The following is a 13210-nucleotide window of genomic DNA, read 5'->3' as shown; positions in this document are numbered from 1 at the left end:
TCGATCATAAAAATAGAAATGAGCTTATACGTTAACTTTGACTTGCATATTTAACAGCTGCTCCAAATAATCACGACTATTTGACAAGCGCGGAATTTTATGCTGACCCCCTAATTTATCTCTGTCTTTCAACCAATCGTAAAATAAATTTGTACGAGCAACGTTGATAATTAGCGGATTTAGCGTCATATTGTTGTGACGCTTAGCTTCATAATCAGAGTTGATGCTTTGCAAGCTTTCATCCAAGATATTTCTAAATTGATCAATATCAGTTGGTGCTTTTTTAAATTCAATCATCCATTCGTGAGCACCTTTCTCTCTGTCCTTCATAAAAACAGGAGCTACTGTATAATCTTTTATCTCACTATTTGTAGCTTTACAAGCTTCAGCTAGTGCCTTGTCAGTGTTTTCGATCATCAACTCTTCTCCAAAGACATTAATATGATGCTTTGTGCGCCCTGTAACTCTGATTCTAAAGGGATTTAAGGAAGTAAAGCGAACGGTATCACCAATCAGGTATCGCCACAATCCCGAATTGGTAGTAATGACGATCGCATAATTTTTATTTAATTCTACATCAGATAATCGAATTGCTTTTTGATTCTCAGTGCCAAATACATCCATCGGAATAAATTCGTAGAAAATACCATAGTCCAGCATCAATAATAAATCATCTGAATAATTCAAATCTTGTATGGCAAAGAAACCTTCCGAGGCATTGTATATTTCGTAATATTTAAAATCTTTTCTAGGAAGAATGTTTTTGTATTGTTCTCGGTAAGGTTCAAAACTAACACCACCATGAAAATAAACTTCAAGGTTTGGCCATATTTCAAACAAATCACCTTTGCCAGTTTCTTCTAGCATTCTATTCATCAAGACCAACATCCAAGAGGGTACGCCGGCAAAACTAGTTACATTTTCATTTTTGGTTTCATTAATAATGGCTGCAATCTTGGTTTCCCAATGGCTCATTAGTGAAATCTTACTACTTGGAGTACTACTAAATTCGGCCCAGATTGGCATGTTTTCAATTAAAATCGCTGACAGGTCACCGAAGTAGCTATTGTTGTTTTCGTAGATTTGAGAGCTGCCTCCCAAGCGAAGACTTTTGCCTACAAACATTTCTGAGTTCTCATTATTGTTCAAATACATACACAGTAAATCTTTACTGCCTTTGTAATGGCAACCTTCGAGGGCTTCATTACTCACAGGAATAAATTTACTTTTTGCATTTGTTGTGCCACTTGATTTAGCAAACCATTTGATATGGCTGTTCCAAAACAAGTTTTGCTCACCATTACGGGTACGTTCGATCATGGGCTGAATTTCTTCGTAACAGCTAATAGGCACACGATCACAAAAAGTGGCATAGGATAGAACACCGCTAAATTCATATTTTTTACCAATTTCTGTGTACTTTGCAAATTGAAGCAAATCCATAAGTAGCTCTTCTTGAACCTCATTGGGGTACTTTAAGAAAAGTTCAATCTGATGGATGCGCTGTTTTAAAACCCAAGAAGCAAATGAATTAATGATTGTTAATGGCATTTTTAAAAAGTTGAGATTATGAATTATGCGTTACGAATGATAACTTTACCAAAAATAGAAAAAATAGTCCAATATTTAATCATAATCGAATGCAATACCAAGGTGTACTAACAAAAATGCAAACTGAATACGGAAATCCAATTCAGTACTATTTAGTTTTTGAAGATAATTTTATAAATATGAATCAAATTTTAAATCAAGAAATCGAAATTAGTTTTGTTGGTTACCAATGTTTGAACTGCAGTAAAAAGAAAAAAATATTTCGTCAAGGCTTTTGCTATGATTGTTTTTATTCTAGTGCTGCTGTAGGTGATTGGATTATGAGACCCGAACTTAGTACCGCACACTTAGGAGTTGCTGATAGAGATTTGGTTTACGAGCAAAAAGTACAACTGCAACCGCATATAGTTTATTTGGCGCTATCTAGTGAAGTTAAAGTAGGAGTGACACGCAAGTCGCAAGTACCTACCAGATGGATTGATCAAGGTGCGAATGAAGCAATATCGATTGTTGAAGTACCTAATCGCTATTTGGCTGGAATTACAGAGGTAGCCCTAAAAAGTCATTATGCAGATAAAACCAATTGGCGCAAAATGTTGACCAATGATATAGCGCCTGCCGACTTGATCGCAGAACGCATGAAATTAGAAATGATAATACCCGCCGAAGCAAGGGAATATTTCATTTTAGATAAAAATGATTTGTATAAAATGGACTATCCAGTCGCACAATATCCATTGAAGGTAAAAAGCTTGAGTTTAGATAAAACTCCAAGTTTTAAAGGGAAATTAATGGGAGTCAAAGGACAATATCTTTTGTTTGAAGACGGTACTGTTTTTAATGTGCGCGGTTCTGAAGGATATGTTGTGCGGATAACGGTCTAATATAATAAGGACGTATCAACCCATCAAATGAAAAAAAAGCCGTTTCAAATTTAATTTGAAACGGCTTTTTTACAATTAATTATTCTCTTTACTCTCCAGCTTTAGGTTCTTCTGCTGCTTTGTTTTTATTCAAGAACCCTTTTAGTATGCTAGTCGCTTTTGTTTTAACCTCTTCTTTCGCTTTGGCTTCCACCTCAGCCTTTGTAGTTGGGAGCACTGTTTTGGTGGTGTCTCCGGGCTTTTTATTTTTATTAATTAAATCAGTCAATTGAGAAGTTCCTTTGCTTATTAAGGCCGCTTTCTGCTGTTGTATTAATTGATTTGTCAAGTTGGTAATGGCCGTCTTCATGTCTGTGGAGATCTTTGGACTTGAAAAGTTACCAGTCATGACAGCGTTTATTGGAATGTTTTCTAATTTATTTGCGTCAGCAGGAGTAAGTTTTGCAATTAAAGCATTTGCATCGGTACCTAAATATTTGGCAGGTACATCAAATTTTAAATTGTAATTCATACTTTGATCAAAACCGTGAGTACCACCTACAGTAGCTTTAATATCCTTATATTTTATATCAAATGGTTTTACATTTACTTTTCCATCTTTAAATGTTATAGCCGCTTTCAAATCATTTAAATTGATTTTGTCTAGATCTAAGAATTTAATGTTAGAAGTAAGTGCGGTTAATAAAGTAGATTTCTCGGAGTTGATTGTTGTTGATAACAGTTGGCCTAATAAATCACCGGTAAGCGATGTCAAATCTGGACTCATATCATCTGTCAGGTTTCCATTTAATTTGATGGTCGAATTTAATTTACCATTGATGATTCCAGCAATTGGAGCAATTTTTTTCAACATGTCCAATTGTGTAAATGATTGCGCAATGTCAACTTGTGTCAATGCTAGGTTCATATCAAAAACGGGCGTTTTACCTTTTGTAGAAACGGATCCATTCAGTCCTATATTACCACCAAATATTGATGACTTAACGTTTTCCATAGTTACTTTCTCATCCTTAACTATTAATTTTCCAGAAACATCTTTTAAGGTAAGATTGTCATAGAGAACAGTATTTGCTTTTGCAGTAAGCGTACAATTTAAAAATGCTGGAATCTTCATTGCATCAGCTGGTTTTGCTGTAGTAGTAGTAGCAGTTGTTTTCGACGTTCCGCTCGCCGTTTTAGCAGGCTCTTCGGCGGTCATAAAGTCACTAACTGCTATTTGATTGGATGACATTGCAAAATTTCCTTTTAATTCTTGATTTTTAAAAATAAAACCATAGAAATTATCTAGAATTCCAGTAATATCAATATCACTTTTCCCGGTAGTGGCATTAAATTGTTTTAAGTTGACTTGACTTGGATTGAACTGAACCAAAGCGGTACTGATGTTCATCGCTTTTCCATTTTCATCAGTATACTTAAATCCAGAAAGACTCATTACTCCTGAATTGTCAATTTTTTGATATTGACTGTTCGTTACCGATTCCATGTCAAATTTAGTTTTGACATCTGCTTTTAATATACCAGATAATGGCGTATCAAGTTTAATGGGATACGCTTGTGATAAACTAGCCAAGTTAATAGTACCTTTCAGCATAGCGTCTAAAATTGCATTTTGTGTCACATTACGAATAGTTGCTTTTGCATTAAAAACATCTTGATCAATCTTAAAAGATAGTTTGTCAAGATTTACATAGGTGTCATTTAATATCCCTGTTTCATTTATTATTTTGGTATCGATGACAATGTTTTGAACTGATTTTGGTAAATCAGGATATTTAAACGAAGCATTATTTGATGCGATTTCTATGTTAAATCTAGGAACTGTAGTCTCTGTCAATGTTCCTTTTGCAAATCCAACAACAGAAAAGTCTCCTGTCGTTTGAACGTTATCCAAGCTAGCTGCATAGGCTTCTGGAATTAATCCTAAGAAATTTTTAAAAGAGGAGGTTGGTGTTTTAAATTTTAGATCATATACTTGACCTGCTTCGACCATCTGTATAAATCCATCAAACTCTAATGGTAACTGGTTTATTAATGCTTTGTTTTCTTTAAAGGTATATTTGCTTTGATCTAGATCAATTCCTAATACGGCATCTAATGTAAGGGCTACATTTTTCATGTAATTCACTTTATCCATGTCTAAGGATATTTTTGCAGTAGATTTCGTTGTTAAATCTAATTTAGATGATGCAAAATCTCCTGTTCCTTCGTGATTTAAGCTATCAATCACCATTTTTATTTTAGACCCTTCATCAGTGTAGCGAAATTGAAAATTTTCAATACTGTATTCTTGGATCTTTAACGATAATGGTTCACTCGTTTTATCGGTTGCAGGTTTGTCTTCCTTTAATGCAATGTCGTAATTCCCTAAACCTTCTTTATTCAAAATGATATTGATCAATCCATTTTTAGAACTAATTCCTTGAATATTCATTGCCTCATTACTTTCTTTAAAAAGTTCTTTTACAGACATTCTTAAATTTAATTCGCCTAATGATACCAATGTGTCGCCTTCAAAGGGAGCTTTGTTTATTATTACTAGAGAGTCTAAAGTTACTGTTGCATTTGGAAAACTTTTGAACAAACTCAAATCGGCGTCAGAAAAACTAACTTTAGCATCTACCTTGTCATTTATAGCTTGTGCTATTTTTGCTTTTATTTGATCTTTGAAAAAATAAGGAATCGCAAATAAACTCCCCGTTATAAGAAGTAAGATTCCTCCAATTATAAGTGCAATTTTCTTATACATAATTTTTGCTGTTTTTTTGTTTTAATATATTCTATCAATAATTTTGCCGTATCGCTCTAATAAAGATACGAATTTGGTAGTAACTTGGATTTGTAAAAAAAAAATCCGCTAGAGTATCATAACGGATTTTTTCTACTTTTATTGAATGTCAATTTCAAAAGGCATTATCGCTTGAATTCCTTTTCTTTCCTGTAAACGCTTCAGTTTTTGAATAATTTTGTAATTTTCGAGTCCAATTTCGCTCTTAATTACATCTGATTTAGATTGTGCAAATGGCAAGTTACTCATCATATCTTCAATACTCTTATCAAATTCGGGAAAGTTTTTTGTCGAATAATTTTTTGTTTTAGCTAAGGTTGCGGCAGCTTTTATAGCATCTTTTAAATTCCCTATTTTGTCAACCAGACCTATTTTTAACGCTTCGCTTCCTGTCCACACACGACCTTGAGCGATAGAATCAACTTGCTCAAATTTCATTTTACGTCCTTCTGCAACGTGAGTTACAAAAGTTTTGTAAATATGTTCAACACCTTCTAATGTAACGGCCTTAAATTTATCATCAATTGGTACAAATGGACTGTATTCTGATGCATTTTCATTGGTTTTAACCTGTTCAATGTTTACGCCGATTTTTGCGGTTAGTTTACTAAAGTTAGGTAAAATTCCAAATACTCCAATAGAACCTGTTATAGTGTTTTTCTCTGCAAAGATTTGATTGGCATTACAAGCAATGTAATATCCTCCAGATGCAGCATAATTACCCATAGACACAACGACTGGTTTTACTTTTTTGGTCAATTCGATTTCCCTCCATATCAAATCAGAGGTTAAAGCATTTCCTCCAGGACTATTGATACGGAGCACTATCGCTTTTATTTTTTTATCTTTTCGAGCATCTTGTAAGGAGCGATTCATCGAAATTTCACCTATTGTGTTTACATCTCCCTCTCCAGACTGTATTTCGCCTTGAGCGTAGATTACCGCAATCTGATCATCTGCTTCTGAAAGTTCGGTATCTTTTAAATGTTTCTTTGTATAATCTATGATAGAGATTCTTTTGTAATCCTCGTCCTTAACCACCTTGAGTGCTTTTTTGACAGCATCATGATATTGATCTTCATAACCAATTACATCGATTAGTTTTTGTTGTTTGGCTAGTGTTGGTGTTCTAGCTAAAAGACTAGTTGCAATTCTATTTAATTCTGTAATTGAGATCTTTCTACTTTGAGAGATATCCTCCAGTGTAGAATTCCAAATAGATTGCAATAAAGCAGTCACCTGTTCTCTGTTAGCATCACTCATTTCATTTTCCAAAAATGGTTCTACGGCACTTTTATATTTTCCGTGACGTATCACTTCCATTTTTATACCCGTTTTCTCCTGTAAATCTTTAAAAAACATTAGCTCGGTTGAGAGCCCTTTAAAGTCCATGTCTCCTACAGGATTCAGGTAGATTGTATTGGCAACCGAATTTAAATAATATTCTTTTTGAGAATAAGTATTAGCATATGCCATAACAAATTTCCCCGATTTTTGAAACTCAGCTAGCGCATCTCTTAATTCTTTACTTTGTGCCATTCCAAGTGAAGAGTTATTATTCAGGATTGATATTCCCTTGATATTATCATCGTTTTTTGCAACGTTTATTGCATTGATAATATCGATTAATCCTAATTCTTCTCCTCTAGAAAAAGCAGATACCCAAGGGTCATTATATTGTCCAGCATAATCTAAGGTTACATCACCAATGTTCAATTCAATAACCGAATTATTCTCTAAGGTCGCAGTATCAGACCCGCCTCCTACTAGCGCGGCTATAAGTCCAATTCCGATTATTGACAGCAAGCAAAAAATAAACAATCCTACAATAGTTGCGAATACATTTCCTAAAAATCTCATATAGTGTTTTTTTTTAAAGGGAACTTAATGTAACAAAGTTATAATTGTACATTTTAGTTTATACAAATATATTCCTATTTCTAAAAATGTTTTAGTTAATTTGGTATTAAATAATAAAATAGGAGTACAAAAATGGAGGACGGACAGAAGATTGTTTTATCACTGGGAACAAATCAAGGTAATAAATTAGAAAACATCTTGTATTGTATTCAATTAATAAAGGAAAGAATAGGAATTGTAACCCAAGTTTCTAGAGTGTATCAAACTCCCTCTTGGGGATTTGAAAGTGACGTTTTTTTTAATTGTGCGCTGGAAGTCGAAACCAAAAACAGTCCGCACGAAATATTGACAATTGCGTTATCCATTGAAGAAGATATGGGGCGTATTCGAAAAATTCAAGAAGGATATCAGTCCCGTATTATAGATGTCGATTTATTATTTTATGGAGATGAAATTATTAACACAGATAAACTCCAGATACCACACCCCTTAATGCAGGATAGAAAATTTGTTCTGTTGCCAGTTTCTGACTTAAATTTAGAATGGATACATCCGATTTTGATGCAAAGCATTGGTGATTTAATAAAAAATTGTTCCGACTCAAGTGAATGCATAGTAGTGCAAGCTCTTGCTTTTCAATAATTCTCTCAAATTTAGGAAGCCATTTTCACTATCAGAAAATTTAGATGTTTGGCTTTAATTGGGCCATTTTAATTTTTGAAACAAATCCCAAACGACAATTCCAGCACTTACAGAAATGTTTAAGGAATGCTTTGTTCCTAATTGCGGAATTTCGATACAGCCGTCACAAAGTTGTACAGCATCCTGAGATACGCCAAATACTTCATTGCCAAATACCAAAGCATATTTCTGATTTTCTTCTACCTTAAAATCTTGCAAAAAGGTAGCGCTTTCGACTTGTTCGATGGCAAGTGTGAGTACATTTTCTTGTTTAAGTTCTGTAATAACATCTAGAACACTTTCACGATGTTCCCAGCTGACAGTTTCGGTTGCTCCAAGGGCCGTCTTATGTATTTCTTTATTTGGTGGAGTAGCAGTGATACCGCATAAATATATTTTTTCGATTAAAAATGCATCAGCAGTCCTAAAAACAGATCCTATATTATGCAAACTACGGATGTCGTCTAATACCAAAATTAAAGATGTCTTGTCAGACATTTTAAAATCTTCAATTGATTTTCGATCTAGTTCACTGTTCTCAAGCTTTCTCATTGGAATCTTCTATTTGATGTGTAATAATGGCGCAAATTTAAATTACTAATTTGTGATTTCGAGCCTTTCTTGCAATTATAATAGCAAATGCTAGTGTTTTTATATAAAAAGAGCTTCCAAATTTTGGAAGCTCTTTTGAAAGTATTTTAGGATTAGCGCTTTTTAATTAGTCAGCTAATACAGTACCTTTAATGGTAAGTGTTTTTATAGCTTGTCCTTCAGCATTTGAAGTAACAGTTACTGTTTTGGTAAAAGGACCTACTCTATCTGTAGCATACTTTACTCCAATTGATCCTTTACCACCTGGTAAAATTGGTTCTTTTGGTGTAGTAGGTACTGTACATCCACAAGATCCTTGTGTATTAGTAATGATCAATGGTTTTGTTCCGTTATTTGTAAAAACAAATTGACGATTTCCATCTGCATTATGAGCGATTGTTCCGTAATCGATAGTTTCGTTTTCAAAAACCATACCAGCACCATTTACTTTAGCGGTTACAGTTTTAGCGACTGCTTTGGCTTTTTTTGCAGTAGTTTGTGCGTTAGAATTACTAATTCCAAATACTGCTAAAAGTGCAATTAAAACTATTTTTTTCATTTTATGTGAATTTTAAGTTGATAAAACAAAACTAAAGAAAATATCATGCCAATACCATAATTTTAACTTAAAACTGAAGATTATTTTTCAAGTATTTACATTTTTGCTTTAAAAACTATAAATTCGCTTCTCTTTCCAATTAATCATAAATCAAACAATATTTTGGCAGCAAAAGAAAAAGAAGTAAAAGAAACACCGTTGATGAAGCAGTATAACGAAATCAAAAGGAAATATCCTGATGCTTGTCTATTGTTTAGAGTTGGTGATTTTTATGAAACTTTCGGGGATGATGCAGTACGAGCTTCAAAAATATTAGGTATTACTTTGACCAAACGAGGTGCTGGATCGGCAACGGAAACTGCTTTGGCAGGATTTCCTCACCATTCGATTAATACTTATTTACCAAAACTAGTTAAAGCAGGATTGCGTGTGGCAATTTGTGACCAACTAGAAGATCCCAAAATGACTAAGTCTATCGTTAAGCGTGGTGTGACCGAATTGGTTACCCCAGGAGTCTCAATGAATGATGAGGTTTTGAATTCGAAATCAAATAATTTCTTGGCTTCGGTTTATTTTACGAGTAAGAGTATTGGTATATCATTTTTGGATGTGTCAACAGGTGAGTTTTTAACAGCTCAAGGAAACGGCGAGTATATCGATAAATTGCTACAGAATTTTAATCCTTCAGAAATTTTAGTTCAAAAAAATCATAAAAGCAATTTTAAAGAAGAATTTGGAACAGATTTTCATTGTTTCTACCTAGAAGATTGGATTTACAAAGAAGACTATGCTTTCGAAACTCTGACAAAACACTTTCAAACAGTGTCATTAAAAGGTTTTGGTATCGAAGATTTGAAAGAAGGGATTATCGCCTCGGGAGCTATTCTATATTATTTGTCGGAAACGCAACACAATCGCGTACAGCATATAACTTCTATTCAGAGAATCGCAGAGAATGCCTACGTATGGATGGACCGTTTTACAATTCGCAATTTAGAATTGTATCATAGTTATAATCCAAATGCAGTGACGTTGCTAGATGTGATTGATAGAACACTTTCGCCAATGGGAGGACGTTTGTTGAAACGTTGGTTGGCTTTGCCATTAAAAGATGCAAATAAAATCAGAAGTCGTCACCAAGTGGTAGCCTATTTGGGAGAGAATCAAGAAGTATTGCAAAAAATGCAATATCAAATTAAGCAAATATCTGATTTAGAACGCCTAATTTCAAAAATTGCGGCGGGTAAAGTTTCACCACGTGAAATGATTTATTTAAAAGAATCTCTGGATGCAATTATACCAATGAAAGTATTAGCGCTAGAGAGTTCACAGGAAGCTGTAAAAGTGATCGGAGACAGTTTTCATAGTTGTGAACTACTACGTGAAAAAATAAAAACGACATTAAATCAAGAAGCACCCGTGGCGATTACAAAAGGAAATGCCATAGCCAAAGGGATAAATGCTGAACTAGATGAATTGCGTGCAATATCAACTTCGGGAAAAGAATATTTGGCAGGAATTGAAGCACGTGAATCGGAACGTACTGGTATAACATCTTTAAAAATATCATTTAATAACGTTTTTGGGTATTATATAGAAGTTAGAAATACACACAAAGACAAAGTTCCTTCAGAGTGGATAAGAAAACAAACACTTGTAAATGCAGAACGATATATAACCGAAGAATTAAAAGAATATGAATCGAAAATTCTAGGTGCTGAAGAAAAAATCCAGAAGATAGAAGTCGATTTGTTTGAGCAATTGGTAGCGTGGGTAACAACATACATAAAACCTGTACAACTGAACGCTAATTTGGTAGCTCAATTGGATTGTTTGTGTTCTTTTACGCAATTGGCGATAGAGAACAAATACATCTGTCCAGAATTGGATGAAACGTTTGAACTTGAAATAAAAAATGGTAGACATCCTGTTATTGAAAAGCAATTGCCAGTAGGTACACCTTATATTGCTAATGATGTCTTTTTAGACAGGGAAACGCAACAACTTATAATGATTACAGGTCCCAACATGTCTGGTAAGTCCGCTATATTGAGACAAACGGCATTGATTGTATTATTGGCTCAAATGGGAAGTTTCGTCCCAGCAGATAGTGTTCGAATGGGAATTGTAGATAAAATATTCACTAGAGTAGGGGCGAGTGACAATATTTCTATGGGTGAGTCTACTTTTATGGTCGAAATGAATGAGACGGCTTCAATCTTAAATAATCTCTCTGATAAAAGTTTGGTGCTACTTGATGAGATAGGTCGTGGTACGAGCACTTACGACGGTATATCGATTGCTTGGGCTATTGCCGAATATCTACACGAACATCCTGCTAGGCCTAAAACACTATTCGCGACGCATTATCATGAATTAAATGAAATGAATGAGCTATTGCCTCGCATTCAAAATTATAATGTTTCTGTAAAAGAATTAAAAGATTCGGTTTTGTTTATCCGTAAACTAGTCAAAGGAGGAAGTGCACATAGCTTTGGTATTCATGTTGCAAAAATGGCGGGAATGCCACAGATTGTGATTCAAAAAGCGCAAAAACTTTTGAAGAAATTAGAAAAAGATCATTCGAGCGATGCTTTAAACGGAATAAAATCTGAAAATGAAGAGATGCAAATGAGCTTTTTTAATTTAGATGACCCATTATTGGAAGAAATCAAGGATGAAATATTGAGTTTGGATATTAACAGTGTTACGCCCGTTGAAGCGTTAATGAAGTTAAATGAGTTGAAAAGAATGTTGACGCGAAAATAATTTGATATTTAAAGTTTAGGTTATCAATTAGTTATAAAATAATTTAAAAATATATTGAAAAAGCGCTTGTATAACTCAATAAAAGTCCTAAATTTGCATCCGCAATACAGAACAAGTATCGCGGTTCTTTTTAAGAATTGAAAATGCGAAAATAGCTCAGTTGGTAGAGCGCGACCTTGCCAAGGTCGAGGTCGCGGGTTCGAGCCCCGTTTTTCGCTCTAAGCGTTAAAAGCTCGAAAAGATATTAAAAAAAAGTAGTATCTTTGAAAAATATAAAGCTGAATGGAAAGCTTAATTAAGTGATTTTTTCGAAAATCACATCCATTAAAACCATACGCTCGGATGGTGAAATTGGTAGACACGCTGGACTTAAAATCCAGTGAACAGCAATGTTCGTGCGGGTTCAAGTCCCGCTCTGAGTACTAAAGCCTCTTCTTTTGAAGAGGCTTTTTTTTGTTTATAACTATCGGCTATTTTTCGAGGTCGTCATTGGTAAAGGTTGTAATTTTATTTTTTTTAAAATGAAAATCAGTTATGGGTTCTTTTGTGATTAGCAAGCGTTTTAGTGGGGATTATAAGTTTGAATATACTTCAAGAAAGGGTAAGCCAATCTTTACTAGTAATGCTTATGAATTGCGAATGGATTGCGAATCTGAAGCAGAGTTGCTTCGCTCTAAGTTTGAAAGCTGTTCTTTTTTGAAGTATAAGACGGCTAAGGGGAAGTTTTATTTCAAAGTGGTACTAGATGATGTCTTGGTCGCTATTAGTCGTAAATACAGCACGGTCTTAATGGCGCAAAAAGGAATCGATGAAATAGTGAAATACGGCTCGCGCGCAGAAATTTTAGATTTTGCTGCAAGTGAAGTTATTTTTGATGATTAAGTAAGTTGTCTTATAAATAAAAAAAAGGAAACCAGAGTAAATGTACTCTGGTTTCCTTTTTTTTATTTGTCTTTTGATTCAGAGCTAATTTCTGAAAAATAAGAACAAAAAAAAGCCATAACTAGTATGGCTTTGATTTTTTCTCTAGAATAAATTCTTAGATTAGTGAGCAGCAGGAGTTTCAACTTCTGTAGTTGTAACAGTAGTGTCAGCTTCTACCATAGTAGTATCAACAGATACAGTGTCAACAGTTACAGCAGTTGTGTCAACAGCTACAACTTCTTCAGCAGAAGCATCAGCTTTTTTACAAGATACAACAGTTAATACAGCAACTACAGCTAAACTTAAAAATACTTTTTTCATCTTATTTAATATAAAAGGTTAATTATTAATTCGAGGCAAAGATATAAAATTTTTGATATGTAATATATATTTTCAATATTTTTTTAAAAATATTATTGAATTTGATATTTAGGCCCTTTTTATTACAGATAACTAACTTAACTATAACGTTTAAAATGATATCTGCAATGGTTAAAACAGTCATTATATCGATGTTAATGGCAGTATTTATACCTACTGTTATCCTCTTTTAATTGGTAATTTAAATTAGTAAATAATTCACTTTCTATTCAATTTTTAAGG

At 33.9% G+C, this 13210-nt stretch carries 10 protein-coding genes and 2 tRNA genes; 6 read left to right on the top strand and 6 right to left on the bottom strand.

The annotated features are described in order from the left end of the window. Positions 1 to 24 precede the first annotated feature (24 nt). The gene (locus tag LXH21_RS03120) at positions 25 to 1551 is read right to left on the bottom strand and encodes a GH3 auxin-responsive promoter family protein (RefSeq protein WP_239862685.1); all 1527 of its coding nucleotides are present in this window, start codon (positions 1549 to 1551) and stop codon (positions 25 to 27) included. An 89-nt stretch (positions 1552 to 1640) separates the two neighbouring features. On the opposite strand from LXH21_RS03120, the gene LXH21_RS03115 reads away from it, so the two are divergent. Then, on the top strand, positions 1641 to 2435 hold the full coding sequence (locus LXH21_RS03115) for a DUF2797 domain-containing protein (protein ID WP_239862683.1): 795 nt from the start codon (positions 1641 to 1643) through the stop codon (positions 2433 to 2435). An 88-nt stretch (positions 2436 to 2523) separates the two neighbouring features. On the opposite strand, the gene LXH21_RS03110 is transcribed toward LXH21_RS03115, so the two are convergent. Both LXH21_RS03110 and sppA read right to left on the bottom strand, forming a co-directional pair. After that, positions 2524 to 5184, bottom strand: coding sequence for an AsmA-like C-terminal region-containing protein (locus tag LXH21_RS03110; RefSeq protein WP_239862682.1), 2661 nt, complete (start codon positions 5182 to 5184; stop codon positions 2524 to 2526). Between the two features lie 138 nt (positions 5185 to 5322). Continuing rightward, positions 5323 to 7083: a signal peptide peptidase SppA gene (gene sppA, locus LXH21_RS03105; protein ID WP_239862679.1), complete on the bottom strand. Its 1761-nt coding sequence runs from the start codon at positions 7081 to 7083 to the stop codon at positions 5323 to 5325. Between the two features lie 132 nt (positions 7084 to 7215). Between sppA and folK the strand changes: the two genes are divergently transcribed. Then, positions 7216 to 7725, top strand: a complete 510-nt coding sequence (folK, locus tag LXH21_RS03100; RefSeq protein ID WP_239862678.1) for a 2-amino-4-hydroxy-6-hydroxymethyldihydropteridine diphosphokinase — start codon at positions 7216 to 7218, stop codon at positions 7723 to 7725. Between the two features lie 54 nt (positions 7726 to 7779). Here folK and LXH21_RS03095 read toward each other — a convergent pair whose 3' ends face one another. Together LXH21_RS03095 and LXH21_RS03090 are read right to left on the bottom strand one after the other, a co-directional pair. Further along, positions 7780 to 8316, bottom strand: a complete 537-nt coding sequence (locus LXH21_RS03095) for an RNA methyltransferase (RefSeq protein WP_239862676.1) — start codon at positions 8314 to 8316, stop codon at positions 7780 to 7782. A 166-nt stretch (positions 8317 to 8482) separates the two neighbouring features. After that, on the bottom strand, positions 8483 to 8914 hold the full coding sequence (locus LXH21_RS03090) for a DUF1573 domain-containing protein (protein ID WP_239862675.1): 432 nt from the start codon (positions 8912 to 8914) through the stop codon (positions 8483 to 8485). A gap of 162 nt (positions 8915 to 9076) precedes the next feature. Here LXH21_RS03090 and mutS point away from each other — a divergent pair, with 162 nt between their 5' ends. The 4 genes from mutS to LXH21_RS03070 all read left to right on the top strand — a co-directional run bounded on the left by mutS (position 9077) and on the right by LXH21_RS03070 (position 12565). Continuing rightward, positions 9077 to 11683, top strand: a complete 2607-nt coding sequence (gene mutS, locus LXH21_RS03085; RefSeq protein WP_239862673.1) for a DNA mismatch repair protein MutS — start codon at positions 9077 to 9079, stop codon at positions 11681 to 11683. Positions 11684 to 11828: 145 nt separating this feature from the next. After that, positions 11829 to 11901: transfer RNA gene (locus LXH21_RS03080), tRNA-Gly, on the top strand. Between the two features lie 118 nt (positions 11902 to 12019). Next, positions 12020 to 12105: transfer RNA gene (locus tag LXH21_RS03075), tRNA-Leu, on the top strand. Between the two features lie 112 nt (positions 12106 to 12217). Beyond that, on the top strand, positions 12218 to 12565 hold the full coding sequence (locus LXH21_RS03070) for a YegP family protein (protein WP_239862670.1): 348 nt from the start codon (positions 12218 to 12220) through the stop codon (positions 12563 to 12565). 162 nt (positions 12566 to 12727) lie between these two features. Here the strand turns inward: LXH21_RS03070 and LXH21_RS03065 are convergent, their stop codons facing one another. Beyond that, the gene (locus LXH21_RS03065) at positions 12728 to 12928 is read right to left on the bottom strand and encodes a hypothetical protein (RefSeq protein ID WP_239862668.1); all 201 of its coding nucleotides are present in this window, start codon (positions 12926 to 12928) and stop codon (positions 12728 to 12730) included. Between the last annotated feature and the right edge of the window lie 282 nt (positions 12929 to 13210).

This window comes from Flavobacterium algicola (genome assembly GCF_022399565.1).
Taxonomy (GTDB): domain Bacteria; phylum Bacteroidota; class Bacteroidia; order Flavobacteriales; family Flavobacteriaceae; genus Flavobacterium; species Flavobacterium algicola.
The sequence above is the reverse complement of the archived record's forward strand: the minus strand, read 5'-3'. Positions and strand labels throughout refer to the sequence as shown.

Excerpts from the sequence above, each read along its gene's own strand:
- LXH21_RS03120 (WP_239862685.1), bottom strand. The coding sequence starts at position 1,551 with ATGCCATTAACAATCATTAATTCATTTGCTTCTTGGGTTTTAAAACAG.
- LXH21_RS03115 (WP_239862683.1), top strand. The coding sequence starts at position 1,641 with ATGCAATACCAAGGTGTACTAACAAAAATGCAAACTGAATACGGAAAT.
- LXH21_RS03110 (WP_239862682.1), bottom strand. The coding sequence starts at position 5,184 with ATGTATAAGAAAATTGCACTTATAATTGGAGGAATCTTACTTCTTATA.
- sppA (WP_239862679.1), bottom strand. The coding sequence starts at position 7,083 with ATGAGATTTTTAGGAAATGTATTCGCAACTATTGTAGGATTGTTTATT.
- folK (WP_239862678.1), top strand. The coding sequence starts at position 7,216 with ATGGAGGACGGACAGAAGATTGTTTTATCACTGGGAACAAATCAAGGT.
- LXH21_RS03095 (WP_239862676.1), bottom strand. The coding sequence starts at position 8,316 with ATGAGAAAGCTTGAGAACAGTGAACTAGATCGAAAATCAATTGAAGAT.
- LXH21_RS03090 (WP_239862675.1), bottom strand. The coding sequence starts at position 8,914 with ATGAAAAAAATAGTTTTAATTGCACTTTTAGCAGTATTTGGAATTAGT.
- LXH21_RS03070 (WP_239862670.1), top strand. The coding sequence starts at position 12,218 with ATGGGTTCTTTTGTGATTAGCAAGCGTTTTAGTGGGGATTATAAGTTT.
- LXH21_RS03065 (WP_239862668.1), bottom strand. The coding sequence starts at position 12,928 with ATGAAAAAAGTATTTTTAAGTTTAGCTGTAGTTGCTGTATTAACTGTT.